A 25,252-nucleotide genomic window follows, 5' to 3' on the forward strand; every position below is an offset into this window, starting at 1 on the left:
GAAAACGGTGCTCAAAGAATTTACTGTTTATTCGTAATGAATTAACTGTTGTCACTCTTCAAGACTTTCACTAAATATTTTAGTGAAGTGTCCTGCGAGTGCCCACACAGATTGTCTGATTGATTGTTAAAGAGCAGTGCGACCGGCCTGAGCCTGCTGTCGCGAGGTGGCGTATACTACGCTTTCCTCATGAAGTGTCAACGATTATTTTCGTTTCCGCTTCCTGACACCGCGCTGCGTTGCCGCTGTTGCCGTGTCAGTGGAGGCGCATTATAGGGAGTTATTCCGGCCTGACAAGCGTAATTTTCACAAAAAAAAACCGACAGCTCACTTTTTAACCCAAAACACCATTATCAGAATGTTTTTTGAACATACTGGTGATAAAAAACCCGAACCCCAGCAGTAAACCGGTGTTCGGGTTTAAAAGACACGACACTTCTATTCGTGATCAACGACTCGTGAATAACTACTGTCGGGCAACAATGGTGTCGTTTTCTACATCCAACGTCACTGCTTTCCCAGGTACTAAAGCCCCAGACAGTATTTGCTGTGCCAACGGATTTTCAATCATCTGCTGAATAGCCCTTTTCAGCGGACGAGCACCGTAGACAGGGTCAAACCCTGACTTGCCAAGTAATTCCAGCGCAGCATCAGAGATAGACACGGTATAACCTCGCTCTTCCATGCGTTTATAAAGACGCTGCAATTGGATCTGAGCAATAGACGTAATATGAGCTTGTCCCAATGGATGGAACACCACGACCTCATCAATACGGTTGATGAACTCAGGGCGGAAATGATGGCTGACAACGCCTAACACCATGTCACGCATCTGGCCATAATTCATTTCGCCGAATCGTTCCTGAATAAGGTCTGACCCGAGGTTAGACGTCATGATCACCACCGTATTACGGAAGTCCACCGTGCGACCTTGCCCATCAGTCAAGCGCCCATCATCCAGCACCTGAAGCAGAATGTTGAACACATCAGGATGCGCTTTTTCCACTTCATCCAGCAAGATAACGGAATAAGGCCGGCGACGTACCGCTTCAGTCAGATATCCACCCTCTTCATAACCAACGTATCCAGGAGGCGCACCGACCAGCCGAGAAACCGAATGCTTTTCCATAAACTCGGACATATCAATACGCACCATCGCGTCATCACTATCGAACAAGAATGACGCCAGTGTTTTGCATAACTCGGTTTTACCCACACCGGTCGGGCCGAGAAATAAAAATGAACCAATAGGACGATTGGGGTCCGACAACCCGGCACGGCTACGGCGAATCGAGTTAGCGACAGCCTCTACCGCTTCATTCTGCCCAATGACCCGCTGGTGTAGCTCTTGCTCCATACGCAGCAATTTTTCTCGTTCACTTTCCAGCATCCGTGAAACCGGAATCCCCGTCCAGCGGGCCAGAACCTCAGCAATCTCGGCATCAGTTACGCGATTGCGCAGCAGATGCATGGTTTTACCTTCAACCTGCGTGGCTGCCGCCAGCTGTTTTTCCAGTTCAGGGATTTTGCCGTACTGCAGTTCTGACATTCTCCCTAAATCCCCCTGGCGTCTTGCCTGCTCCAGGGAAATCTTGGCTTGTTCCAGTGCTGCTTTAATATTTTGCGTACCAGTCAGCGACGCTTTTTCCGCTTTCCACTCTTCTTCCAGTTTCGAGTATTCGCGCTCTTTCTGCTCCAGTTCGGTATTGAGGATCTCCAAACGTTTCAGACTGGCTTCATCCGACTCTTTCTTTAAGGCCTGTTGTTCCAGTTTTAACTGAATAATTCGGCGATCAAGACGATCCAACGGCTCTGGTTTCGAGTCAATCTGCATGCGGATACTGGAAGCGGCCTCATCAATCAGGTCGATAGCTTTATCAGGCAATTTTCTATCTGAGATATACCGATGCGACAGCATAGCCGCTGCAACAATCGCGGGGTCGGTGATTTGCACGTGATGGTGCAGCTCATACCGTTCTTTCAGACCACGCAGAATGGCGATCGTGTCTTCAACCGTCGGCTCAGCGACGAACACCTTCTGGAAACGACGTTCGAGTGCAGCATCTTTTTCAATAAACTGGCGGTACTCATCCAGTGTGGTAGCACCGACACAGTGCAGTTCGCCACGCGCTAATGCTGGCTTCAGCATGTTACCTGCATCCATCGCACCATCAGCCTTACCAGCACCGACCATGGTGTGCAGTTCGTCGATGAAGAGAATGACACTACCTTCCTGTTTAGACAGGTCATTCAGTACGCCTTTCAGGCGTTCTTCAAACTCACCACGGTATTTTGCCCCGGCAACCAGTGCCCCCATATCAAGTGACAGCACACGTTTATTTTTCAAACCTTCGGGGACTTCACCATTAACGATACGCTGCGCCAGTCCCTCGACAATCGCCGTTTTACCGACACCGGGTTCACCAATTAAAACCGGGTTGTTCTTGGTTCTGCGTTGTAGCACCTGAATGGTACGGCGAATTTCCTCATCACGGCCAATCACCGGATCCAACTTGCCTTGCTCAGCGCGTTCGGTAAGGTCGATCGTGAATTTTTTCAGCGCCTGACGTTGATCTTCAGCGCTCTGTTCGTTGACTTGCTGCCCACCACGAACCTGCTCGATTGCATGAGTCACGTTCTGTTGTGTCGCTCCGGCGTTCTTTAAGAGATCGCCAAGTGTCCCGCGCGATTCAAATACCGCCAACACAAATAATTCTGAAGAAATGAAAGTGTCGCCCTTTTTCTGCGCCAGCTTGTCGCAGATATTGAGCGTCCGTACCAGCTCACTGGACGGTTGAACATCGCCACCGGTGCCTTCCACCTGTGGTAAACGACTAATTGCCTGCTCTATTTCATTTTTAAGGCGATTAACGTTCGCACCGGCGGCCGTCAGCAACGGGCCGACAGTCCCCCCTTCCTGATTAAGAAGGGCGCTCATCAAATGCAATGGTTCAATGAATTGATGGTCTCGTCCGAGGGCGAGAGATTGGGCATCAGCGAGGGCAAGCTGGAATTTGTTGGTAAGACGATCCAGACGCATAACTCCTCCCATACATACTGGTCAAAATTGCTACTGGAGATTAAATGAGGTCATTCCTCAAAAATTCAAGATTATTTTGCCAGTAATAATAGAAGGAAAAACGTTAATCCTCCGGATCGTCTTAATTCAATAGGTTATATCAGCCAAATCAAAGTTGCCATACGTCCGGTCATACCATCGCGTCGATAGGAGAAAAATCTACCCGAATCGCTGACCGTACAGTACTCGCCACCAAACACCTGGGTGACACCCGCAGCCTCTAAACGCAAACGAGCCAGCTGATAAATATCGGCAAGGAATTTACCATTGCGGGGAACGAAAGCGCAATCGGCGATGGGATCAACTTGCAGAAAAGCCTCACGAACCTCCCCCCCGACTTCAAATTGCTGCGGACCAATAGCAGGCCCCATCCACGCCAGAATATCTGCCGGGCGAGCATGAAAATGGCGTAGCGTCTCTTCGAGTACACCAGCCTGTAAACCCCTCCAGCCTGCATGTGCAGCTGCAACTTCATCGCCATTAGCTGAACAAAACAGAACCGGTAGACAGTCTGCCGTCATTACTGCACATACCCGATCCTGACGGGTAGTATAAGCGGCATCCCCTGTCAGTGAATCAGATGACACCTGATCAAGATTAATCACTTGAGTGCCATGCACCTGCTGTAGCCAATGTGGCATGACAGGCAATCCGGCGGTGGCGAGCAGACGCTGTCGGTTGTCCTGAACGTGCAGCGGAGAATCTCCCACATGATTCCCCAGATTGAGTGAATCATAGGGTGCACTACTGACCCCACCTAACCGTGTGGTGCTGCAGGCCCGCACCCGAACCGGGGCAGGCCAGTCCGGTATTAACATCATGCTGTCAAACGACATGCCATCACCAGTCAAGTTGATCTTTGAACGCTTCGGTATCCACTTTCAATGCGGCGATCAGATCTACCATATCCTGCGGCAACGGCGCATGCCACTCCATCTGAATACCGCTGATAGGATGATAAAGCCGCAACATGGTGGCATGCAGCGCCTGACGATCAAAATTGCGCAGCGTCTCGATAAATTCATCGGACGCTCCTTTAGGCAGACGCGGACGACCGCCATACAACGGGTCTCCCACCAAGGGATGATTGATGTGTGCCATGTGGACACGGATCTGGTGGGTTCTTCCTGTCTCCAACCGCAACCGCAACCGCGTATGCGCACGGAAATGTTCCATAATGCGATAGTGAGTGACGGCGGGTTTCCCCATCGGATGCACCGCCATATGGGTACGCTTGGTCGAATGGCGTGCGATTGGCTCATCGACTGTACCGCCTGCTGTCATCGTACCGATGGCTACGGCTTCGTATTCACGGGTGATTTCACGCGCCTGCAGCGATTCAACCAATCTGGTCTGTGCTGGCACCGTCTTCGCTACCACCATCAGTCCAGTGGTATCTTTGTCTAAGCGGTGAACAATACCGGCACGTGGCACATCCGCAATCTGCGGATAATGATGTAACAACGCATTCAGCACCGTACCATCCGGGTTGCCAGCCCCCGGGTGTACGACCAGGTCACGCGGTTTGTTGATCACCAGGATATCGTCGTCTTCGTACACAATATCCAGCGAAATCGGCTGGGCTTCCCAGCGCGCGTCTTCCTCAATAAGGGCATCAATGGCAACGGACTCTCCACCAAGCACTTTCTCTTTTGGTCTATCGACCATATTGCCGTTAATCTGTACCCGCTGTTCCAAAATCCATGTTTTTATGCGAGAACGCGAATAATCAGGGAACAATTCGGCCAAAGCCTGATCTAAACGTTGTCCAAGTTGAGATTCGGCCACCGTCGCGGTGAGTTGTACTTGTTGGGACATAGTATGCTGCTTCTTATTAACGTTGGGTTTTAACGGCGATGCCGTTTAAAATAATGTACCATTGTAGCTGGTCTTAATCGGGAGCTTAACGGACAGTTTCCCGGAAAAACACTCTGAGGATAATCAAATCGTCATGACGCGTATGAAATACCTGGTGGCTGCTGCCACGTTGAGCCTGACGCTGGCTGGTTGCTCCAATTCCAAAGATGCGGTTCCCGACCGTCCACCTTCAGAACTGTATGCCACCGCCCAGGAAAAACTGCAGGACGGCAACTTTAAAGCAGCCATCACTCAGTTGGAAGCGTTGGATAACCGTTATCCATTCGGCCCTTACTCCCAGCAGGTCCAGCTAGACCTGATTTACGCCTATTACAAATCCGCCGAGTTGCCGTTGGCTCAGGCGTCGATTGATCGTTTCATTCGCCTTAACCCAACGCATCCAAACGTGGACTATGTCCTCTACATGCGTGGGCTGACCAACATGGCGCAGGATGACAGCGCGCTGCAGGGTTTCTTTGGTGTTGATCGTTCAGACCGTGATCCTCAGTATGCCCGTGCGGCATTTAAGGCGTTCAATCAGTTACTCCAGGGGTACCCGAACAGCCAGTACGCAACGGACACCAGTAAACGCCTGGCATTCCTGAAAGAACGGTTGGCCAAGTATGAACTCTCTGTCGCACAGTATTACACGAAACGCGGCGCCTATGTTGCGGTGGTTAACCGTGTAGAGCAAATGCTGAAGGACTATCCAGACACGCAGGCGACGCGCACTGCGCTACCGCTGATGGAAAATGCCTATCGGGAATTGCGACTGACTGCAGAAGCCGACAAGGTGGCCCGGATTATTGCCGCCAATCCTGCCTGAAGGAACACCTGAATCTGCATTATCACGGCAACTCAGGTTGCCGTTTTTTTACCGTCGTATCGATGAATTTCGCCAATTTACCTGCAAAAATCACTCAATACATCCAATAGATAATGGCACACGCCTGATGAAGCGACAAGCCCGCCGCACCGATTCCCCAAAGCCGCTCACAAATCAATTCATATGACGGAAAAGTGACCAAAAAAAGTGATCAAAATCACCCACTTTGTATCGTCTAGGGGTATGCTGAAATCACCAAGACGGAAAAGGCAGAGAGGTAAGTTTTTATGACTATCAACATTACCAGCAAACAGATGGATATTACCCCCGCAATACGTCAGCATGTCGAAGACCGTCTCACCAAACTGGATAAGTGGCAGGCCCAGTTGATCAATCCGCACATAATCCTGTCCAAAGAGCCTCAGGGTTTTGTGGCTGATGCGACCATTAGCACGCCAAATGGCCCACTGGTGGCCAGCGCCAAACATGAAGATATGTATGCTGCTATCAATGAATTGATCGCCAAACTGGAGCGGCAGCTAAACAAAGTCCAGCATAAAGGCGAAGCTCGCCGGGCAGACGCTGGCATCAAAGATGTAAACTTACAGGCTTCGGCGGAATAACAGGAACGGGTCGAGGAACTACCGTATCCTTGTGTTGAGTGACAGATTCTCTCCGTTGTCTGAAACGCGCCGTAAGGCGCGTTTTTTTATGCTGGCAACGTCGGTACTGCTGAACGGCTCGTGGCATTGTTCATCGCTCCTTGTGATTTTGTGTTGACAGGATGAAAAGGCAACAGTTACCTTAAACAGCATTCCCTATAAGGATATAGTCACATGACGCCAAAACTGTTTTTCTTCGTATTCTTCTTTACTCTCCCCAACGCGGGGGCCGATTTGTCGTGTGAGTAAGAATACGAAGACGAACAAAAAAAGCCTCCTCACCCAGGAGGCTTTTTTATTGGACAGCAAACAGGTACACACCATGACCGATAACCCATTACTGGCGCTGCGCGAACGTATTACCGCGCTGGATACACAACTACTCGACCTGTTAGCGCAACGGCGAGAACTCGCGCTCGATGTGGCGAGGGCCAAACAGCATTCTCATCGCCCCATTCGCGACAAAGAACGTGAGCGGGATTTACTGTCCCGGTTAGTTGATGAGGGGAAGAAACGGCAGCTCGACGGCCATTATATTACCCGTCTGTTCCAGTTGATTATCGAGGACTCCGTTCTGACGCAGCAGGCGCTGCTGCAGCAGCATCTGAACGCAGGCGAATCTCACTCTGCCCGCATCGCTTTTCTCGGCCCCAAAGGCTCCTATTCCCATTTAGCCGCGCGCCAGTATGCGGCACACCACTTTGACCAGATCGTGGAATGTGGCTGTCAACGTTTTCAGGACATCGTCAACCTGGTGGAAACCGGGCAGGCAGATTACGCCGTGCTGCCGATAGAGAACACCAGCTCCGGCTCAATCAACGATGTTTACGACCTGCTGCAACATACCGGGTTATCCATCGTCGGCGAACTGAGCACCCCCATTGACCATTGTGTGTTAGTAGCAGTAGATACGCAGTTGGATCAAATCCAGACTGTTTATAGCCACCCACAACCTTTCCAGCAGTGCAGTCATTTTATTAACCGGTTTCCACACTGGAAAATCGAGTATTGTGAAAGCACTGCGGCGGCCATGGCAAAAGTCGCTGAGCTCAATTCCCCACATGCCGCGGCGCTGGGCAGCGAGGCAGGTGGAATGCTTTATCAATTGCAGGTGTTAGAGCATAACCTGGCTAATCAGGCGCAAAACATCACCCGATTCATCGTTCTGGCTCGCAAGCCTATTGAAGTCACCGAGCAAGTTCCCGCCAAAACCACCCTGATCATGGCGACTGGCCAACAATCCGGTGCACTGGTGGAGGCACTGTTGGTGCTACGTGAACATGGTATTGTGATGACCAAACTCGAGTCACGCCCCATAAATGGCAACCCGTGGGAAGAGATGTTTTATATTGATGTGCAGGCGAATCTGCGTAACGACACAACCCGTAAGGCCCTACAGGGACTGGCGGCGATTACACGTTCACTCAAGGTTCTGGGCTGCTACCCCAGTGAAAATGTAGTGCCAGTAGAGCCGTCATAATCGGCATGATGCCCGGCATACACTGCGACTTTATCAGCAAAAAAACCACCATCTCAGGATGGTGGTTTTTTATGAAGGCCTATTACTGACTACTGGCGAATATCGTTCGCCTGGCGCAACAGAGTACGACTTTCCGCCATGAACCGCCGGGAATAATCGCCGAACCAGTGTTCAACCTTCTCAAAACTGCGGACAAACGCCTCTTTATCCCCCGCTTCCAGCAACGAAATCGCTTCACCAAAACGCTGGTAGTAGCGTTTGATCAACGCAAGATTATTGCCTGAAGACATGATGATGTCGGCGTAGAGTTGCGGGTCTTGTGCAAACAAGCGCCCCACCATCGCCAGTTCAAGGCGATATATCGGCGAAGAGAGCGCCAGCAATTGTTCCAGTTGCACATTTTCTTCTGCCAGATGAAGCCCATAGGCAAAGGTCGCGAAATGGCGCAACGCCTGAATGAACGCCATGTTCTGGTCATGCTCCACTGCACTGGTGCGATGCAACCGGGCTCCCCATACCTGGATTTGCTCCAGTAACCATTGATAGGCTTCAGGTTGACGCCCATCGCAATACACCACAACCTGTTTAGCCAGGCTACCTGTATCTGGACCAAACATGGGGTGCAATCCCAGAACCGGACCATGATGTGCCGCCAACATCGCCTGCAGAGGCCCATTTTTAACCGAAGCCAGATCAACCAGAATACAGTCATCGGGTAGTCGGGGAAGACGAGCAATAACCTGCTCAGTTACATGGATCGGAACGCTCACAATAACCATGCCAGCATCGGCCAGCAGGGCTTGTGCCTGTGGCCAATCCTCTTGTTCCAGAATACGAACCTGATAGCCAGACAGCGTCAGCATTCTGTCAAACAGACGCCCCATCTGCCCACGTCCCCCGACGATCACAATCGGTCGTAGCGACGGGGAAAGTGTTTTAAACCCTTTGTCATTCTCACTGGCATAGGACTCTCGCATCACCCGACGCAGAACATCCTCGATCAAATCAGGAGGAACACCTAACGCTTCGGCTTCCTTACGTCGTGAACTCAGCATTGCTGCTTCCCGATCAGGCGCATAAATTGGCAAACCATAACGACTTTTCACCTCGCCGACTTCCGCCACCAGGCGCAACCGGCGCGATAACAACGCCAATAATGCTTTATCTACCTCATCTATCTGATCACGCAATGCGGTCAGTTCAGCGACCATCTTGTTCTTCTCCTTACTGATTGGCGCTTATCGCACCCAGTTCCTTATGAACCGAGCGCAACAATGTTTCTGTGCTTTCCCAACTGATGCAGGCATCGGTCACCGACACACCATAGCGCATGTTCGCTCGCGGTTGCTCGGATGACTGACTACCTTCATGGATATGACTTTCCAGCATCAGTCCAATGATAGAACGATTGCCCGATTTGAGCTGTTCAATCACAGACTCGACTACCAACGGCTGCCGACGGTAGTCTTTGTTGGAGTTACCGTGGCTACAATCTATCATCAGCGCCGGATTCAGTCCTGCATCGCGCATCTGTTTTTCACATTCAGCGACGTCTTCTGCACTGTAATTCGGCGTTTTACCGCCACGCAGGATTACATGCCCATCAGGGTTCCCGTGTGTTTGCAGCAGACACACCTGCCCACTCTGGTTGATACCCACAAAACGGTGCGGCATTGAAGCGGCTTTCATCGCATTGATAGCCGTCCCCAGACTACCGTCTGTACCGTTCTTGAACCCTACAGGCATAGACAGCCCGGAAGCCATTTCGCGATGGGTCTGGGATTCGGTGGTTCTGGCACCAATCGCCGACCAGCTAAACAGATCACCCAGGTATTGCGGGCTATTGGGATCCAATGCCTCGGTCGCCAGCGGTAACCCCATGTTGACCAGTTTCAACAACAGGTCACGGGCGATATGTAACCCCGCTTCCATATCAAAGGAACCATCCATGTAAGGATCATTGATAAGCCCCTTCCAGCCAACGGTAGTACGAGGTTTTTCAAAATAGACACGCATAACGATATACAACCGATCGCTCAATTCGGCTGATAAAGACTGCAGACGACGGGCATACTCCAGTGCGGCATCCGTATCATGAATAGAACAGGGACCACACACCACCAGCAGACGCTTATCATTACCATGAATAATGTCAGCGATGGTTTTACGCGCTTGCGCTATCGCCAGCTGTTCCGGCTCGTTAAGCGGGAATTTGGCTTTCAATTCGTCAGGCGTGATGAGAATCTGTTCGGCGCTGATATGGATATTATTGAGCGTGTCTTTTTGCATGATGGTGATCCTGTTTATTCCTTTGGTATGAAGGGAGCGGTCGTCATTATCAGTAACAGGTTCACACCTTAGCACACCACCCGTAAACATCACAAGCCATAAGTGTAAAGCTAAAGTTACTGGTGGAAAATCGTACCTGCATCACAGATGCTGGCTGTGTGGATTAAAAGAATATGTTGCTACTACAGCAAAACAGGAAAGAAGTCACGTACCCGCCCCGCTATCTTTTTACAAATCCCCGCCAAAAATACAAAAAAACCAATAAATATTAATACATTAAAGGATGAGCATACTATTTTTCACCAATAACGATAAATGAATACAATCTGATTATTGGACATCTCGTCACCATTCCCCAGGTTGAAACCAGTTGGCATACACAAACCACAACCGTAAAGTATTTTATACACAACTCATTCTCTACGCTATCAACATCCCCTACTCGCTTTCAACATCACGGTTGAAGGGGGAGTTCAGGCGTTCAATCTGGCAGCAAAAAGCCATGAATAGCCGTTCTCTATCTGAAATCATTAAAGGAAAAACAGGGAATTGCGTAATATTAGGGGTATTCATCTATCCAGCAGCAAATGGTACAGGTTCAATCATGAGAAACGGTATGGTACTCGTGGGGTTATTGCTTCTTGTCGGCTGTCAGCCTCCACCATCAACGTCACCGACTAAAAACGGGCATAGCGCCTGGTATGAGGCTGGGTATAACGACGCCAGCAGTGGACTTATCGTCAAAGATGACGAAACACTGTCAGAATGGTTTGGTAACCCAGATGTTGATCGCCACGCTTATCTGGATGGATATCAGGCTGGTCAGCGCGCATGGTGCAATAGCAGTAACATTGAGACCTGGGGACGAGCGGGAAAACCCTTTCCGCCCAGTTGTGATGGAGCCAATGACGCTGAAACGTTAAAAAAAGTGTGGCAGCGTGCGGCAGATGCTCTCCCAAGCCATTCATCCCGCTAGCGCTTTTATCATACAGACCGGCTGGAAACGCACTGTACATACCATAAAGGTACACACACCATAAGGTATAAAAGAAAAAGGGGTGGCAGATGCCACCCCTTATCGCTTTCGGATGTTGCGAAAGCGGATGCTTAGTTAAGACGCTCTTTGATACGAGCAGACTTACCAGCACGCTCACGCAGGTAGTACAGTTTGGCTTTACGCACAGCACCACGACGTTTAACGGTAATGCTATCCACTACCGGAGAGTGCGTCTGGAATACGCGCTCTACACCTTCGCCGTTAGAAATCTTGCGAACAGTGAATGCAGAATGCAGACCGCGGTTACGAATTGCGATAACCACGCCCTCGAATGCCTGCAGACGTTTTTTAGAACCTTCAACGACCCATACCTTAACTTCCACGGTGTCACCCGGACGGAATGCAGGTACGTCTTGCTTCATCTGCTCTTGTTCAAGCTGCTTGATAATATTGCTCATAATATGTCTCTTACCCTAGGTAAACTGATATTTGGGTTCGCCCGGCACTGCCGCAACGTCCCCCTAATACTCATTGTTGTTCAGACTGATATTCCTGTTGAAACTCAGTCAACAACGTTGCTTGCTCGTCAGTCAGAGCTAGGCTTTTCAGAAGTTCAGGTCTTCTAAGCCAGGTTCGGCCCAGCGACTGCTTCAAACGCCAGCGGCGTATTTCAGCATGATTGCCCGACAGCAACACCGCCGGTACATCCATACCTTCCAACACTTCAGGACGGGTATAATGGGGACAATCCAGCAATCCATCAGCGAAAGAATCTTCTTGTGCTGATGCCTCATGACCCAGAACGCCGGGAATAAACCTGGCGACCGAATCAATCAGCGTCATTGCTGGCAGTTCGCCACCACTGAGAACGTAGTCACCGATTGACCATTCTTCGTCAATTTCGGTTTGAATGACTCGCTCATCAATGCCCTCGTACCTTCCACAAACCAGGATTATCTTCCGGTGTGCGGCGAGTTGACGTACGCCTTGCTGATCCAGTTTGCGACCCTGCGGTGACAGATAAATCACCCGGGCTCCTTCGCCTGCCGCTGCTTTCGCTGCATGAATGGCATCCCGCAAAGGTTGCACCATCATCAACATACCGGGGCCGCCGCCATAAGGGCGATCGTCCACAGTACGGTGTCGATCGTAAGTGAAGTCTCGAGGACTCCAGTACTGTACGCTCAGCAGGCCATTTTTAACTGCCCGGCCAGTGACTCCATAATCAGTAATGGCGCGGAACATCTCAGGAAACAGGCTAATCACCCCAATCCACATAGTACCGTTCCACTCATTGACTGCAGACTCTATAGAGTTCAAAAACCAGGATCCCAGTCTACTTCAATACGATGCGTAGACAGGTCAACATGCTTGATAACCTGTTCAGTCAGAAACGGAATCAACCGTTCCTTAACCCCGTAAGCATCTTTCAGGTTGGCTCTCACGACCAAAACGTCATTAGAACCGGTTTCCATCATATCGATGACTTTTCCCAGTTCGTAGCCACCTACGGTGACAACGTCGCAACCAATAAGATCCTTCCAGTAATAATCACCTTCATCCAGGTCAGGCAATTGAGCCGAATCCACGACAATTTCGCAATTGGTCAATAAATTCGCCGCTTCCCGATCGTCAATATCTTTAATCTTGATGACCAGGTCCTGATTATGGTGCCGCCAGCTCTCGATCTCGATCGGTTGCCACAGCCCTTTATTCCGGATAAACCAAGGTTGATAATCAAAAATGCTTTCGGCGTCTTCGGTGGATGAAAACACTCTGAGCCAACCTTTAATGCCGTACGTCGACCCCAATTTTCCCAACACAACCGGGTTGACCGGGGCTTTCGGGCTGAGTTGCTTGCTCATTACCACCACCGCAACAGATTATGCTGCTTTTTTCGCGTCTTTGATCAGCGCGGAAACGCGATCAGAAACGGTAGCGCCCTGGCCAACCCAGTGCTCGATACGGTCAAGGTCCAGACGCAGAGCTTCTGCTTTACCGGTAGCGATCGGGTTGAAGAAACCTACGCGCTCAATGAAACGACCGTCGCGCGCATTGCGGCTATCGGTCACAACGACTTGATAGAACGGGCGTTTTTTAGCGCCGCCACGTGCCAAACGAATTGTTACCATAACATCCTCTTTAGTTAATAAAACAACCGGGCCCCATCGAGGAACGGGGCCCAGTGTCATATAAAAAGCCCGAAGATTTTACTCATTTTGGTGCAAAAAGCAATCTAAAACCATGCGCTCACACCACCGACTTTTCTTTCGGGGTCATTCATTACGTCTTAGCGGCCCGGAAAACCTGGCGGCATCATTCCTTTCATGCCACGCATCATCTTGGCCAGACCGCCGTTCTTCATCTTTTTCATCATGCGTTGCATATCGTCAAACTGTTTCAGCAACCGGTTAACGTCCTGCACCTGCATACCAGACCCCATTGCAATGCGGCGCTTGCGCGACCCTTTGATGATTTCTGGTTTAGCGCGCTCCTGTAGCGTCATGGAGTTGATGATAGCCTCCATACGCACCAGCACTTTGTCATCCATCTGCGATTTAACGTTATCTGGAATCTGCCCCATGCCCGGCAACTTGCTCATCATGCTGGCCATGCCACCCATGTTGCGCATCTGCTTGAGTTGATCCAGAAAATCGGTCAGGTCAAAGCCATCGCCCTTTTTCAGTTTCTTGGCCAGCTTTTCTGCCTGAGAGCGATCAACCTTGCTTTCTAGCTCCTCGATCAACGAGAGTACGTCGCCCATCCCCAGAATACGGGAGGCGATACGATCGGGGTAAAAAGGCTCCAGTGCGTCGGTCTTCTCGCCCACACCTAAGAACTTGATAGGCTTGCCAGTGATATGACGGATGGAGAGCGCCGCACCGCCGCGAGCATCACCATCGATCTTGGTCAAAATCACCCCAGTCAACGGCAACGCTTCATTAAAGGCTTTCGCGGTATTCGCAGCATCCTGCCCCGTCATCGCGTCAACAACGAATAGCGTTTCTACCGGGTTGATCGACGCGTGCACCTGCTTGATTTCGTCCATCATCGCGTCATCGACATGCAGACGACCGGCGGTATCCACTAACAGCACATCATAGAACTTCAGTTTGGCATGCTGTAGGGCATGATTAACGATATCAACGGGTTTTTCATTCGCATCAGAAGGAAAGAAATCAACACCAACAGTCTGTGCCAATGTTTCCAACTGTTTGATAGCTGCCGGGCGATATACGTCCGCCGAGACAACCAGAACTTTCTTTTTCTGCTTTTCACGCAGGAATTTACCCAGTTTAGCAACACTGGTGGTTTTACCTGCCCCTTGCAGACCAGCCATTAACACGACAGCCGGTGGTTGGGCCGCCAAATTGAGCGCCTGGTTGACTTCGCCCATGGCCGCCACCAGCTCGTTTTGCACAATTTTGACGAACTCTTGACCCGGCGTCAGGCTCTTATTGACCTCATGGCCCACTGCTTGTTCTTTGACACGGTTAATGAAGTCACGCACCACTGGCAGCGCCACATCCGCTTCCAGCAAAGCCATACGGACTTCACGCAACGTATCCTTGATATTGTCTTCCGTCAGCCGCCCACGGCCGCTGATATTGCGCAGAGTGCGCGATAGTCGATCGGTTAAATTTTCAAACATATCTCATGCTCAATGTGAAACTGGCCGCTACCGCGACGCGAATGGCGATAAGTATAACACGAAAGCCAGACCAATCTGCGTGCAACGGCACGGATAACTGGTTGGTGGCGGTGCCGACTACGGCTATACTGACCTTTCATTTTACTTAGTTGATAGCGAATAACCCATTGCTATGTCTGTCTTCGCCATTGTAGCTTTAGCGACCTATTTCCTCAGTCTGGGATTGATTATTCCGAGCCTGGTGCGGAAAAACGGAGCCTACCGCCGTCTGGCCGTCATCTCCGCCACGATCGCCCTGATCTGCCATGCAGTGGCCTTGTATCAGCGTATTTTCAACGTACAGGTTGGGCAAAACCTGAGCCTGCTCAATATGGGCTCACTAATAAGCCTGATTATCTGCACCGTGATGACTATCGTAGCGTCACGTAATCGCGGCTGGTTTTTGTTACCCATCGTCTACACCTTTGCCTTCATCAATCTGGCCTTTGCCAGTTTCATGCCTGGTGAATTTATTACCCATCTCGAAGCACAACCAGGCCTGATGGTACATATCGGTCTGGCGCTGTTTGCGTATGCCACGCTGATGATTGCCGCATTGTATGCATTACAACTGGCACTGCTGGACTATATGCTGAAAACCAAGAGGCTGGGATTTACCACTGATATGCCACCGTTGCTGGGTATCGAGCGAAAAATGTTCCACATTACCCAGATCGGCGTCATTCTGTTGACGCTCACGTTGTGTACCGGGCTTATCTACATGAATGATCTGCTCAGCAATAAAGAGAACCTGCATAAAGCGCTGTTCTCCTTGCTGGCATGGTTTATCTATATTCTGCTGCTTTGGGGTCACTACCACGAAGGTTGGCGCGGACGCAGGGTTGTGTGGTTCAATCTTATTGGCGCATTACTCCTGACTCTTTCCTACTTTGGCAGCCGGGTCATCCAGAACTTTCTGGCACACTGACGCTCGTGACCTGCTGAAGGCGGTGGGCAGACGGGGGTAAAAAAGTAACCTGGCCTGATGCCGATTCAGTTAAGACAAAAACGATCGGTTAAGCGATTCGGCAGTTCTGTATGAATCCGTAATCTCTCAGGGATTACGGATTTTTTATGCTTCTCAGTCAAAATTGGGCACGTTCCATCAATTTACTAATCAGGAGTTCGCAGCCCTTCAGACCTTCTTTGATAAAAGTTTTTACTCCCCCATACTGCTACATACTTGGCTGTCGACAGGAACGGAAAGACACTGGTGGAATTACCGTTATCATATCCACAGGCGAAAAGAAAATGACAGCGCACACCGGATACCCTGACGGCCAAAGCTGGCATATACACTGGGAAAATATCAACACACTTTTGAGTTATTCGCCCGACATCCGTAGGGCTATCTACACGACGAATGTGATTGAATCGCTGAACAGTGTCATCCGCCAGGCAATAAATAAACGCAACATGTCCTCAACGAACCACTCAGTACAAAAGTGATCTATCTGGCGATGAGCTATTTTATTATCGAGTTCAGTGAACGCCTAAACGGTGACCTTTAATACAGTGGCAGCTGTGCAGAATATTTGCAGGGTCTAATACATCAGGAGCTTTAAAAAAAGCGGCCGCAATATTATCCGTTGCAGCCTCCGTTAAAAGCTTAACTAACAAGCATTAGGCCTGATAGCCCCGTTTTCACAACCTGAATACAGACAGCCATTACGCCGTCAACATCGCCGCCCAGGACTCTACCCATGGGCAGGAAACTACTTCCGGCTCCGGATGCTCAGCCGCGTCAATCTCCAGCAACTCGCCAACACGTTTTGCCCCCATCTCCTGTAACAGTGCCTCAAACTGATGCCCACCACCACAGAAGGTATCGTAGCTGCTATCGCCCAATGCGATCAGCCCATAATGCAGGTCTGGCTGATACCCCACTTTTTCGCGCAACGCCTCGTACAACGGCAGGATAGACTCAGGTAAGTCCCCTTGTCCGGTGGTAGAGGTCACAACCAGTACCGTTTGCTGACTGTAAGCCAGCCAGTCATCCACTGAAGCATCCTCGAAAATTTTCACCTCATGTCCATGAGCTTTGAGAATGCCTTCCGCTTCTTCCGCAACCAGCAACGCATTACCGTATACGGTACCAACAAAAATACCGACTTGCGCCATGACGCTGACTCCCCTTTTTTACGCTGACGTCAGGCTGCTATCCTGACCCGATGCCAACGGAAACTCAACCCTTTCAACATCAGGGAGATGGCCTTGCCAGCCAAACTGCGTCATTACACCTTGCCATGCCTCATCCCAGCGTGCAGTGATAACCAGCGGCGCGTTGGTAACCGGATGGATGAGCGATAACTGGCTGGCATGCAGCATCAAGCGGGCACAGCCAAAGTGCGATGCCATGCCACGATTCTGACGCAGGTCGCCGTGGGTCGTATCCCCAATGATGGGATGACGCAAATGCGCCATATGTCGCCTCAGTTGATGCTTACGACCGGTTTTAGGCGTTAACTCCAGCAGGCTGTAACGAGCCGTATCGTAACGACCGATAGCCACAGGCAATTCAGCATGAGCCAGCACCCGATAATGGCTAACGGCAGGCTGTGGCGCTTTATCCAGGTCGGCGAACTTATCAGCGATGCGGTCCAGCTCCTCCGTCAAAGCATAATCAATGACGCCATCTTCCATCACGTAGCCACGTACCACCGCGTGATACATTTTCTCCATCTGATGTTGCTCAAACTGCTGCGCCAGCAGGCGCGCTACATCCGACGATAACGCCATTAACAACACACCGGAGGTTGGGCGATCGAGGCGGTGTACGGTAAACACATGCTGACCAATCTGGTCGCGCACCGTTTGCATCACCACCACTTTTTCTTTGCGATCCAACCAGCTGCGATGCACCAGCCAACCTGATGGTTTATTTACCGCTATCAGATGCTCATCCTGATAAACAATCTCCAGCATCCTTATTCCTCAAACAAAGTGTCAAGCACACGCAGTTGCGTCAGCAATTCACCTACTTCCACCGAGTGGCCATCGAACGCCACCTCGAAATAAGGCAGAATCGCGAGCCGCGTTGGCAACAGTGCGTTACTATCGAGCAATGCGTGCATACGCGGTAAAAAAACCCACTGCAGCCACTGCTCCGCCGCCATCGTATCGATACAGAACGGCTCCTGGCTGGCAAATGCGGTTTCGTCAGGCGCAGAAGACTGCCATAGCGGGCTCGCTTTCAGCGCACGCTCAATAGCAAACAGCGATTGTCGAATCTGAATCTCTACACTCATGGGCCGGGGTCTCATCAGGCACAATAACAGGGCCGCAAAGCATAGCATCGTTACCGTATTCTGGCACTCCGATCCCCGACATCAGCGCAACCACGGCAAGCGAGATAATAAAAAGCGATAAACCCCACAACGAAAAGAGGGAACCGATTTCTCGGTTCCCTCTGGTTCGTTTGCAGCAATCCCGCTACCTTGTTGCTTCCCTGCTCGTCCTTGAAAACTTGTCCTTTATGGTCGTCCTAACCCACAATCCTTGCTGGCGATCCCTCTTTCATCCGTGACGTTCGCTCCTTCACAATCATCCGTGATCCCATTCCTTTAGGCTCCTGCCCCACCGGCATTCCCAGGCCGGCTCTCATTCTCCTTCCTGGAGGTGTCCCTTATTTCATCCTGAAAAAAGAGTCTGGCTGTAACAACGGTTACGCGTCCTGCCCTCCTGGCATAGTCGACATAACCTGTTACCGTGTTACGAAACTGAATAATAAGATGTATTAATTAAAGCGAATCAGCAAGCCACCCAAATGCCACAATAGCTATACAAAAAGTGCGGCTTGATGCCGAGCGCTATTAATTCATTAATTAATAATACAAAAATCGAATGGACATCTTAGTTTAATATTAAAGATAAGAGATAGCTTACACATAATGTAAGAGATCTCTTACACGCCGAAAAGCGAAACACGATTCAGTATTATGGAATCAGTGGCAACAGCTTATACAAAAAATCAGTCAGATTGGATGACAACACCCGACGCTGGCGTGTACCAAATTCTTCCAGCACCACTTCACCACTCAGGTTACATAAAGAGATTAGCGACATTTCAGCATCCGTTGTCCCCAAAAATAACGTAGGTGACAATTTTAGTCGTTTTTGTGTCAAAAGGTGACCAATCAGATTCTCCTGCAAACGAATGACATCATCCTCGCTCCAGGCCTGAAGCAGCGTGCAATCCAGCGCCTCAAAGCGTGCCGTCATGTCACCCGCGAATTGGCTGGTGTAAAATGCATGAATATCCGGGTGTAACTGAATCTCCAGTGCCTTCTCAACGCCATCCAATTGCACACGTGTGGCTGGCGTCTGTGGTAACCAGTGCACCTGGTTTTCCAATGTTGTGACAATACAGGGCGAAGCCACGCCGTACAGCTCATCGCTCGCTGGTGGGTGCCCGGTTTCTCGTTGCCATAGCTCGACATAATGCCGGGTGAACACGCTCAGCGCCTGTGATACCTGCTGCTCCATCTTGCCTCTCACTCTGTACCGGTTAACTGCTACTGACACGCATTTTATCCTGATTATGGTGTCCGACGTCGACAGAATACGCATCAAAGTGCGTAACGCTACGCAACTTTACTGTTGAAGCACGAGCACACCTTGGCAAAAGACTATGCGACACGTTAAGGTGAGGTATCAGAGAAACATACCACACAAACGCATTGAACCCGCGTTTGTATCCCGGTTATCTCGTATCGGCATCGTATTGTATCTGCACGATATTGCATCACCCCGATATTGAATCAACCCGGTATTGTCTCAATACATAAGCCTGATAACTGTATGGTTTATGAGTGTATGGATTTATCAATGAACGACAACAATGTCTTGAACAACTGTAGCCGCACACTGCGTTTCAGGGAGTAGTATGATCACACACATCAGCCCGTTAGGGTCCATGGATTTATTGTCGCAGTTGGAAGTCGACATGCTGAAAAGCACCGCCAGCAGCGATCTTTACCGGTTATTCCGCAACTGTTCCCTCGCTGTACTGAATTCTGGCAGTCAAACGGACAACAGCAAGGAGTTGCTCTCCCGCTACGAAGATTTCGACATCAACGTGCTGCGCCGTGAGCGTGGTGTCAAACTGGAGCTGGTCAATCCCCCCGAAGAGGCGTTTGTTGACGGGCAAATTATCCGCTCGTTGCAAGCCAACCTGTTTGCGGTGTTGCGCGACATCCTGTTTGTGAACGGCCAGATAGCGAATGCGGGTCGTTATCAGAATCTGGATCTTGAAGATTCCACCCACATTACCAATCTGGTGTTTTCTATTCTACGTAACGCCAGAGCCCTGCACGTCGGCGAAGAGCCGAACCTGGTTGTATGCTGGGGCGGTCACTCCATCAATGAAAATGAATACCTGTATGCCCGTAAAGTCGGCAGTCAGTTGGGTTTACGCGAACTGAACATTTGCACCGGTTGTGGTCCGGGCGCGATGGAAGCGCCAATGAAAGGTGCCGCCGTAGGCCATGCCCAGCAGCGCTACCGGGATGGGCGTTTTATCGGGATGACCGAACCTTCCATCATCGCGGCTGAGCCCCCTAACCCGCTGGTGAACGAACTGATTATCATGCCGGATATTGAAAAGCGCCTGGAAGCCTTTGTGCGCATCGGTCATGGCATCGTGATTTTCCCCGGAGGGGTGGGTACGGCGGAAGAGTTCCTGTATTTGCTGGGGATCATGATGGACCCGTGCAATAGCGAACAGGTGCTGCCGATTATTCTTACCGGTCCGCGGGAAAGCGCAGACTACTTCCGGGTGCTTGATGAATTCATTGTCAGTACCTTGGGGCGTCAGGCTCGCCGCTATTACTCCATCATCATTAACGATGCGGCCGAAGTCGCCCGACAAATGAAGAAAACCATGCCGCAGGTGAAAGAGCACCGACGCCACACCGGCGATGCTTACAGCTTCAACTGGTCGCTGCGTATCGCGCCAGACCTGCAACTGCCATTTGAGCCGACGCATGAGAACATGGCGAACCTCAACCTGCATCCCGACCAGCCCGCCGAACAGCTGGCTGCAACGTTGCGCCGGGCTTTTTCCGGTATCGTGGCCGGTAACGTCAAAGACGCAGGTATCCGCCTGATCGAAGAATTCGGCCCTTACAAATTGCACGGTAACGCCGACATCATGAAAAACATGGACCGGCTGTTGCAGGACTTTGTCTCCCAGCAGCGCATGAAGCTGCCCGGCAGCGCCTATGTGCCATGCTATGAAATCTGTTCCTGACCATCAGTCAGCCTCAGCCACCGGCATTAGCCGGTGGCGACCACTCACATGATCACCACTTATGGCCGTACACCTATTAATTGTCGACGCGCTCAACCTGATAAGACGCATTCATGCGGTACAGGGCTCGCCTTGTCTGACTGCTTGTCAGCATGCGTTGAATCAGTTGCTCCAGCACAGTCGACCCACCCACGCCGTTGCCGTTTTTGACGACGAACATCGCGACCAGAGCTGGCGCCACCAGTTGCTACCGGAGTACAAGGCCGGTCGCGCACCTATGCCAGAAAATTTGTCGAATGAATTGCCGCAGATAAGAGAATCCTTTCTGGCGCTCGGGGTCGCGAGCTGGCACTCGCCAGGCAATGAAGCGGACGATCTGGCCGCTACGCTTGCCAGCAAAGTCACCGCCCAAGGGCACCAGGCCACCATCGTGTCAACCGACAAAGGCTACTGCCAGTTACTGGCCCCCACCCTGCGCATTCGGGATTACTTTCAAAAGCGTTGGTTGGATGTCCCGTTCATCCAACAGGAGTTTGACGTGCAACCAGAGCAGCTACCGGATTACTGGGGGCTGGCAGGTATCAGCAGCAGCAAAATACCCGGTGTCAGCGGTGTTGGGCCAAAAACAGCCGCACAGTTGCTGCAACAAGCTGGCTCGCTGGAAGCGTTGTACCAGCAGTTAGAACAGATACCGGAGAAATGGCGTCGCAAGCTCGAATCACAACAAGAGATGGCTTACCGTTGCCGTCAGGTTGCGACACTCAGAACCGATCTGGTACTGAACGGCAACCTGCAACAATTGCGTCTGCCCGTATCGGGTTAGGCGCGGGGTTGGGCATGTGGGGTTAGAGACATAAAGTCAGGCTGTCGTTGGCGCGTTGGCGCAATGACATGCGTCTTGCGGCCAACGGCAGCCCTGTCACAACTTAGCGCTCGTCGCGACGACCGGGAATCGCACCCCAAATACGTCGTGCGTGGACAGTCACCTCTTCACGATCATGGTAGAGGTGCTTGGCGTGAATCTCGAAGTTAATGCCGTTCTCTTCCAGCCGCTGCGCCAGCAGGGCCAGATTCTGGGTCACTTCCTCATAACGCTTTTTCATCGGCAACTTGAGGTTGAAGATCACTTCACGACACCAGCCATTAACCAGCCAGTCCGCCATACGGCTGGTGACTTTGGCCGGTTTTTCTACCATATCGCACACCAGCCAGTAGATATTGTTGCGTGGTGGCTCAAAACGAAAACCGTCAGCCTGATGATGGATAACCTGCCCAGTATCCATCAGGCTCGGCGCCATCATACCGTTATCGACAGCATGCACCATCATACTGCGTTTAACCAGCTGATAGGTCCAGCCCCCTGGACAGGCACCTAAATCCACCGCGAACATACCACTGGCGAGGCGTTCATCCCACTCGTCAGTCGGTACAAAAACATGAAAGGCCTCTTCCAGCTTCAGCGTCGAACGGCTGGGGGCGTCCGCAGGGAATTTCAGCCGGGGGATGCCCATATAGAACGGCGAATTGTTATTACTGTAGGAATAGCCGACATAGCAGCAACCGGGGGCGATAAACAACACATGAATCACCGGGCGGCTGGCTTTCTCCTGCGCCAGCAGAATGCGGTTTTCCCGTAGTGCGGCGCGCAGCGGCACCGTGAACTTACGGCAGAACTTCATCAATTCCTTGCTTTCGTTCGTATCCGGTACTTCAACCCGAAGCTCACCGGCACGCTCCAGTGCCCCAGTCAGCATGCCCACTATCGGCGTGATGCGATCTTCCGGTGGTAAGTCACGTAATAACTCGCCACAGACTATCATCTGACGAGCAAACACCAATTCCTGGAACGGTAATTCTTTAATCAGTCGATCGGCATCTTCATGCTGATAGCACTCAAACACCACATAACCGCTGTTGTCTTTTACCCGTACAAAGCCATAAACATTATGACGCGCTGCTTTGTCGGTAATTTCCGCCGCACATTCTTTCTCAAACCCAGGGCGGCAATACAAAATCACTTTATTCATGCTACTCAGCCTTTTTCTTTAAGCGTAAGGCTCCAATTAACAGTAACAGCCAGCCCGTCAGGAAGCAGAAGCCCCCTACCGGGGTGACAAATACCCATAGTTTGAGCTGCGACAAGGCCAGGCAATACAGACTGCCGCTAAACAGCAGCGTACCTAACGCCAGAAACGCCGCGCTCCAGTAAAACCAGACATTCGCCCGTTGATGCATCATCACCGACAACACCAGAATCGCCAGCGTATGAAACGCCTGATACTGGAGCCCGGTATGTAACCAGGACATTTCAGCTTCACCCAGCGACTTGCTCAGTACATGTGCGCCAAATGCGCCCAATGCCACGTAGACAAACCCACTGACGGCAGCAAATATCAACATAAAACGGCTGTTCATCGTTCGAGTGTATCCATTATCAAAAAATAGGGACTGAACCCGGAGGGGTCAGTGTAAACGGAATGTGCGACGAAAACGGTCGATCAACGCGCCGTGTTATCGTAGCGGAAACGGAATTTTTCCTGTTCGCTGGCCGCCCGCGCCAGGATCCACTGACGAAAGGCGGCTATTTTACCCAGTTCCGCCTGACTGTCATGACAAACCAGATAAAACGCATTCTTACTGACCAGCACGTCGTTAAACGGGCACACCAATCTGCCAGCCTCAATTTCCGTCTGTGCCATCACATTGTTAGCCAGCGCTACCCCTTGTCCGTGGATCGCCGCCTGCAACACCATCGCACTATGACTAAAAATCGGCCCCTGCTGCACATTAATTTGTGCGATGCCTAGCTGGCGGGTGTAAGCCAACCAGTCACGCCGTGAGGCATCATGCAATAGCGTATGCCATGCCAAATCCGCTGGCGTTTTCAGCGGATGCTCTCCTGCCAGTAACTGCGGCGCACAAACCGGTAGCAGATACTCAGCGTAGAGCTTTTCCACCCGCAGCCCCGGCCAGTTACCCCGACCGTAAAAAATCGCCACATCCACATCGTCAGACAACCGCTCTTCTTCACGGTCAACAGCCTGAATTCGCACATCAATACCGGGGTATTCGGTATTAAAACTCGATAAACGGGGAACCAGCCAATGGATGGCAAAGCTGGGCAGCAGGCTGACGGTGAGCGCACCTTTAGCACTGCGTGCCTGCAATTTACGGGTTGCCTCATTGAGCGCGGAAAAGATTTCCTTGATATCCAGAAAATAGCTCTGCCCTTCCTCCGTCAACAACAAGGAACGGTTACGACGGCGAAACAATTTCAGGCCGAGAAAATCCTCCAGCGATTTGATCTGATGGCTGACGGCAGCCTGGGTAACAAATAACTCTTCGGCCGCACGGGTAAAGCTCAGGTGGCGGGCAGCAGCATCAAAGACACGTAGGGCATTGAGAGGCGGCAATCGTTTCGACATAAACCGGATTCTTCATAAGCGGCAAATCCCGGTAGCCGTACCGCGATGTGCCATTAGTTTTTGTAATCCGATGCATTATAAATTGTCCGTTGAGGATGTACCAGCAAATACCTATAGTAGCGCCACTTCCCTGAGCCGGAACGAAAAGCGCACCAGCTAGCTGATGTGTTTTTGGCTTGTGGTTGTGATGTTGTGTTTGCTATTTATTTACTGTCTGCATTTCAGACGTGGTAGCGATGCTACCTTATCATTTCCTGTACATTTACCCTGTCTGTCTAAGTGATTTTTGCATAGCACCGCATTTTTGCGGTGCTTTTTTTTCGTCTGAATTGTCTACTCTGAGGTTATCCGTCACTTCGCTTCCGTCATTGATTTCAGATCATTACGGTTAATTTGTTGATGATGACCGTAGGCGTCGGTGTAACTAATCAGGCCCGTTTCATCGTCCACTTTGGGTTTACCATTAGCAACGATAGTCCGCCCATCAGAGGTTTCCAACACATAGTTGCTGGAACAGGCTGACAACGACAACACCACACCCAGCGCGACAAGAACAACAATCTTATTCTTCATAATTAACTCCTGATGATTTTTAATGCCTAAATAACGGCACTTCTCGTTATTAAACGCTAAAAACAGCAAGGTTAAGGGTAGCAAGATGCGCACAGTTTTCGTTCAGGATCGTCCTAAACTTGT

25 protein-coding genes, 1 pseudogene and 1 other annotated feature are annotated in these 25,252 nt (G+C 50.9%); of the genes and pseudogenes, 8 read left to right on the plus strand and 18 right to left on the minus strand.

Translation table 11 applies throughout. From position 1 onward, the window contains the following. Positions 1-466 precede the first annotated feature (466 nt). From clpB to rluD, 3 genes are all read right to left on the minus strand, one after another. Positions 467-3,040 (minus strand): ATP-dependent chaperone ClpB, encoded by a 2,574-nt coding sequence (clpB, locus tag FAZ14_RS07355; protein WP_016942112.1) that lies wholly within the window; start codon positions 3,038-3,040, stop codon positions 467-469. A gap of 134 nt (positions 3,041-3,174) precedes the next feature. Beyond that, positions 3,175-3,900, minus strand: coding sequence for a purine nucleoside phosphorylase YfiH (gene yfiH, locus FAZ14_RS07360; RefSeq protein ID WP_038925628.1), 726 nt, complete (start codon positions 3,898-3,900; stop codon positions 3,175-3,177). A 19-nt stretch (positions 3,901-3,919) separates the two neighbouring features. Continuing rightward, positions 3,920-4,897, minus strand: coding sequence for a 23S rRNA pseudouridine(1911/1915/1917) synthase RluD (gene rluD, locus FAZ14_RS07365; RefSeq protein WP_016942114.1), 978 nt, complete (start codon positions 4,895-4,897; stop codon positions 3,920-3,922). A 133-nt stretch (positions 4,898-5,030) separates the two neighbouring features. Here rluD and bamD point away from each other — a divergent pair, with 133 nt between their 5' ends. The 3 genes from bamD to pheA all read left to right on the plus strand — a co-directional run bounded on the left by bamD (position 5,031) and on the right by pheA (position 7,904). Continuing rightward, complete coding sequence (gene bamD, locus FAZ14_RS07370) at positions 5,031-5,762, plus strand: outer membrane protein assembly factor BamD (RefSeq protein ID WP_012885807.1); 732 nt, start codon at positions 5,031-5,033, stop codon at positions 5,760-5,762. 287 nt (positions 5,763-6,049) lie between these two features. Then, positions 6,050-6,385 carry a ribosome-associated translation inhibitor RaiA gene (gene raiA, locus FAZ14_RS07375; RefSeq protein ID WP_012885808.1) on the plus strand — a complete coding sequence of 112 codons (336 nt, stop codon included), beginning with the start codon at positions 6,050-6,052 and terminating at the stop codon, positions 6,383-6,385. Between the two features lie 212 nt (positions 6,386-6,597). After that, positions 6,598-6,724 (plus strand) — a sequence feature (Phe leader region). Between the two features lie 22 nt (positions 6,725-6,746). Then, positions 6,747-7,904 carry a bifunctional chorismate mutase/prephenate dehydratase gene (gene pheA / locus FAZ14_RS07380; protein ID WP_029456424.1) on the plus strand — a complete coding sequence of 386 codons (1,158 nt, stop codon included), beginning with the start codon at positions 6,747-6,749 and terminating at the stop codon, positions 7,902-7,904. Positions 7,905-7,993: 89 nt separating this feature from the next. On the opposite strand, the gene tyrA is transcribed toward pheA, so the two are convergent. Both tyrA and FAZ14_RS07390 read right to left on the minus strand, forming a co-directional pair. After that, the gene (tyrA, locus tag FAZ14_RS07385) at positions 7,994-9,115 is read right to left on the minus strand and encodes a bifunctional chorismate mutase/prephenate dehydrogenase (RefSeq protein WP_016942116.1); all 1,122 of its coding nucleotides are present in this window, start codon (positions 9,113-9,115) and stop codon (positions 7,994-7,996) included. A 13-nt stretch (positions 9,116-9,128) separates the two neighbouring features. Continuing rightward, entirely contained in the window at positions 9,129-10,193 is a 1,065-nt protein-coding gene (locus tag FAZ14_RS07390) for a 3-deoxy-7-phosphoheptulonate synthase (RefSeq protein WP_016942117.1), read from the minus strand. A gap of 370 nt (positions 10,194-10,563) precedes the next feature. On the opposite strand from FAZ14_RS07390, the gene FAZ14_RS20275 reads away from it, so the two are divergent. Beyond that, positions 10,564-11,169: a DUF2799 domain-containing protein gene (locus tag FAZ14_RS20275; RefSeq protein WP_235914494.1), complete on the plus strand. Its 606-nt coding sequence runs from the start codon at positions 10,564-10,566 to the stop codon at positions 11,167-11,169. 131 nt (positions 11,170-11,300) lie between these two features. Here FAZ14_RS20275 and rplS read toward each other — a convergent pair whose 3' ends face one another. From rplS to ffh, 5 genes are all read right to left on the minus strand, one after another. Beyond that, the gene (gene rplS / locus FAZ14_RS07400) at positions 11,301-11,648 is read right to left on the minus strand and encodes a 50S ribosomal protein L19 (RefSeq protein WP_012768745.1); all 348 of its coding nucleotides are present in this window, start codon (positions 11,646-11,648) and stop codon (positions 11,301-11,303) included. Positions 11,649-11,718: 70 nt separating this feature from the next. Next, a complete protein-coding gene (gene trmD / locus FAZ14_RS07405) occupies positions 11,719-12,468 on the minus strand; it encodes a tRNA (guanosine(37)-N1)-methyltransferase TrmD (RefSeq protein ID WP_016942119.1) in 750 nt (249 codons plus the stop codon). Positions 12,469-12,506: 38 nt separating this feature from the next. Then, positions 12,507-13,055 (minus strand): ribosome maturation factor RimM, encoded by a 549-nt coding sequence (rimM, locus tag FAZ14_RS07410; RefSeq protein ID WP_016942120.1) that lies wholly within the window; start codon positions 13,053-13,055, stop codon positions 12,507-12,509. An 18-nt stretch (positions 13,056-13,073) separates the two neighbouring features. Beyond that, on the minus strand, positions 13,074-13,322 hold the full coding sequence (gene rpsP / locus FAZ14_RS07415; RefSeq protein WP_012885817.1) for a 30S ribosomal protein S16: 249 nt from the start codon (positions 13,320-13,322) through the stop codon (positions 13,074-13,076). 158 nt (positions 13,323-13,480) lie between these two features. After that, positions 13,481-14,842 carry a signal recognition particle protein gene (ffh, locus tag FAZ14_RS07420; protein WP_038905329.1) on the minus strand — a complete coding sequence of 454 codons (1,362 nt, stop codon included), beginning with the start codon at positions 14,840-14,842 and terminating at the stop codon, positions 13,481-13,483. Positions 14,843-15,014: 172 nt separating this feature from the next. Here ffh and FAZ14_RS07425 point away from each other — a divergent pair, with 172 nt between their 5' ends. Together FAZ14_RS07425 and FAZ14_RS07430 are read left to right on the plus strand one after the other, a co-directional pair. Then, positions 15,015-15,809 carry a cytochrome C assembly family protein gene (locus tag FAZ14_RS07425; protein WP_153508298.1) on the plus strand — a complete coding sequence of 265 codons (795 nt, stop codon included), beginning with the start codon at positions 15,015-15,017 and terminating at the stop codon, positions 15,807-15,809. A 341-nt stretch (positions 15,810-16,150) separates the two neighbouring features. Then, a pseudogene (locus FAZ14_RS07430) lies at positions 16,151-16,392 on the plus strand (transposase); the annotation flags it as partial. Between the two features lie 157 nt (positions 16,393-16,549). Here FAZ14_RS07430 and FAZ14_RS07435 read toward each other — a convergent pair. The 4 genes from FAZ14_RS07435 to syd form a co-directional block, all read right to left on the minus strand. Then, positions 16,550-17,002: a flavodoxin gene (locus FAZ14_RS07435; protein ID WP_016942123.1), complete on the minus strand. Its 453-nt coding sequence runs from the start codon at positions 17,000-17,002 to the stop codon at positions 16,550-16,552. 18 nt (positions 17,003-17,020) lie between these two features. Continuing rightward, positions 17,021-17,806: a tRNA pseudouridine(65) synthase TruC gene (truC, locus tag FAZ14_RS07440; protein ID WP_016942124.1), complete on the minus strand. Its 786-nt coding sequence runs from the start codon at positions 17,804-17,806 to the stop codon at positions 17,021-17,023. Between the two features lie 2 nt (positions 17,807-17,808). Next, positions 17,809-18,129, minus strand: coding sequence for a YqcC family protein (locus FAZ14_RS07445; RefSeq protein ID WP_153508299.1), 321 nt, complete (start codon positions 18,127-18,129; stop codon positions 17,809-17,811). A 688-nt stretch (positions 18,130-18,817) separates the two neighbouring features. Further along, the gene (gene syd / locus FAZ14_RS07450; protein WP_016942127.1) at positions 18,818-19,366 is read right to left on the minus strand and encodes a SecY-interacting protein; all 549 of its coding nucleotides are present in this window, start codon (positions 19,364-19,366) and stop codon (positions 18,818-18,820) included. A gap of 400 nt (positions 19,367-19,766) precedes the next feature. Here syd and ppnN point away from each other — a divergent pair, with 400 nt between their 5' ends. Together ppnN and xni are read left to right on the plus strand one after the other, a co-directional pair. Further along, positions 19,767-21,131, plus strand: coding sequence for a nucleotide 5'-monophosphate nucleosidase PpnN (ppnN, locus tag FAZ14_RS07455; protein ID WP_016942128.1), 1,365 nt, complete (start codon positions 19,767-19,769; stop codon positions 21,129-21,131). A 61-nt stretch (positions 21,132-21,192) separates the two neighbouring features. Then, entirely contained in the window at positions 21,193-21,954 is a 762-nt protein-coding gene (gene xni / locus FAZ14_RS07460; RefSeq protein ID WP_153508300.1) for a flap endonuclease Xni, read from the plus strand. 103 nt (positions 21,955-22,057) lie between these two features. Here xni and rlmM read toward each other — a convergent pair whose 3' ends face one another. The 4 genes from rlmM to FAZ14_RS07480 form a co-directional block, all read right to left on the minus strand. Next, on the minus strand, positions 22,058-23,158 hold the full coding sequence (gene rlmM, locus FAZ14_RS07465) for a 23S rRNA (cytidine(2498)-2'-O)-methyltransferase RlmM (protein WP_153508301.1): 1,101 nt from the start codon (positions 23,156-23,158) through the stop codon (positions 22,058-22,060). A 1-nt stretch (position 23,159) separates the two neighbouring features. Then, positions 23,160-23,546: a DUF423 domain-containing protein gene (locus FAZ14_RS07470; RefSeq protein ID WP_016942131.1), complete on the minus strand. Its 387-nt coding sequence runs from the start codon at positions 23,544-23,546 to the stop codon at positions 23,160-23,162. Between the two features lie 83 nt (positions 23,547-23,629). Continuing rightward, a complete protein-coding gene (locus FAZ14_RS07475; RefSeq protein ID WP_012883647.1) occupies positions 23,630-24,556 on the minus strand; it encodes a transcriptional regulator GcvA in 927 nt (308 codons plus the stop codon). Positions 24,557-24,907: 351 nt separating this feature from the next. Next, on the minus strand, positions 24,908-25,129 hold the full coding sequence (locus tag FAZ14_RS07480) for a YgdI/YgdR family lipoprotein (RefSeq protein WP_038925466.1): 222 nt from the start codon (positions 25,127-25,129) through the stop codon (positions 24,908-24,910). Positions 25,130-25,252 lie beyond the last annotated feature (123 nt).

The sequence above is a fragment of the Dickeya oryzae genome, assembly GCF_009372235.1.
In the GTDB taxonomy this organism is placed as follows: Bacteria; Pseudomonadota; Gammaproteobacteria; order Enterobacterales; family Enterobacteriaceae; genus Dickeya; species Dickeya oryzae.

Excerpts from the sequence above, each read along its gene's own strand:
- trmD (WP_016942119.1), bottom strand. The coding sequence starts at position 12,468 with ATGTGGATTGGGGTGATTAGCCTGTTTCCTGAGATGTTCCGCGCCATT.
- rimM (WP_016942120.1), bottom strand. The coding sequence starts at position 13,055 with ATGAGCAAGCAACTCAGCCCGAAAGCCCCGGTCAACCCGGTTGTGTTG.
- clpB (WP_016942112.1), bottom strand. The coding sequence starts at position 3,040 with ATGCGTCTGGATCGTCTTACCAACAAATTCCAGCTTGCCCTCGCTGAT.
- bamD (WP_012885807.1), top strand. The coding sequence starts at position 5,031 with ATGACGCGTATGAAATACCTGGTGGCTGCTGCCACGTTGAGCCTGACG.
- rluD (WP_016942114.1), bottom strand. The coding sequence starts at position 4,897 with ATGTCCCAACAAGTACAACTCACCGCGACGGTGGCCGAATCTCAACTT.
- raiA (WP_012885808.1), top strand. The coding sequence starts at position 6,050 with ATGACTATCAACATTACCAGCAAACAGATGGATATTACCCCCGCAATA.
- FAZ14_RS07480 (WP_038925466.1), bottom strand. The coding sequence starts at position 25,129 with ATGAAGAATAAGATTGTTGTTCTTGTCGCGCTGGGTGTGGTGTTGTCG.
- tyrA (WP_016942116.1), bottom strand. The coding sequence starts at position 9,115 with ATGGTCGCTGAACTGACCGCATTGCGTGATCAGATAGATGAGGTAGAT.
- pheA (WP_029456424.1), top strand. The coding sequence starts at position 6,747 with ATGACCGATAACCCATTACTGGCGCTGCGCGAACGTATTACCGCGCTG.
- rlmM (WP_153508301.1), bottom strand. The coding sequence starts at position 23,158 with ATGAATAAAGTGATTTTGTATTGCCGCCCTGGGTTTGAGAAAGAATGT.
- xni (WP_153508300.1), top strand. The coding sequence starts at position 21,193 with ATGGCCGTACACCTATTAATTGTCGACGCGCTCAACCTGATAAGACGC.
- FAZ14_RS07470 (WP_016942131.1), bottom strand. The coding sequence starts at position 23,546 with ATGAACAGCCGTTTTATGTTGATATTTGCTGCCGTCAGTGGGTTTGTC.
- FAZ14_RS07445 (WP_153508299.1), bottom strand. The coding sequence starts at position 18,129 with ATGAGTGTAGAGATTCAGATTCGACAATCGCTGTTTGCTATTGAGCGT.
- FAZ14_RS07390 (WP_016942117.1), bottom strand. The coding sequence starts at position 10,193 with ATGCAAAAAGACACGCTCAATAATATCCATATCAGCGCCGAACAGATT.
- truC (WP_016942124.1), bottom strand. The coding sequence starts at position 17,806 with ATGCTGGAGATTGTTTATCAGGATGAGCATCTGATAGCGGTAAATAAA.
- rplS (WP_012768745.1), bottom strand. The coding sequence starts at position 11,648 with ATGAGCAATATTATCAAGCAGCTTGAACAAGAGCAGATGAAGCAAGAC.
- ppnN (WP_016942128.1), top strand. The coding sequence starts at position 19,767 with ATGATCACACACATCAGCCCGTTAGGGTCCATGGATTTATTGTCGCAG.
- ffh (WP_038905329.1), bottom strand. The coding sequence starts at position 14,842 with ATGTTTGAAAATTTAACCGATCGACTATCGCGCACTCTGCGCAATATC.
- FAZ14_RS07475 (WP_012883647.1), bottom strand. The coding sequence starts at position 24,556 with ATGTCGAAACGATTGCCGCCTCTCAATGCCCTACGTGTCTTTGATGCT.
- FAZ14_RS07425 (WP_153508298.1), top strand. The coding sequence starts at position 15,015 with ATGTCTGTCTTCGCCATTGTAGCTTTAGCGACCTATTTCCTCAGTCTG.
- rpsP (WP_012885817.1), bottom strand. The coding sequence starts at position 13,322 with ATGGTAACAATTCGTTTGGCACGTGGCGGCGCTAAAAAACGCCCGTTC.
- yfiH (WP_038925628.1), bottom strand. The coding sequence starts at position 3,900 with ATGATGTTAATACCGGACTGGCCTGCCCCGGTTCGGGTGCGGGCCTGC.
- syd (WP_016942127.1), bottom strand. The coding sequence starts at position 19,366 with ATGGAGCAGCAGGTATCACAGGCGCTGAGCGTGTTCACCCGGCATTAT.
- FAZ14_RS07435 (WP_016942123.1), bottom strand. The coding sequence starts at position 17,002 with ATGGCGCAAGTCGGTATTTTTGTTGGTACCGTATACGGTAATGCGTTG.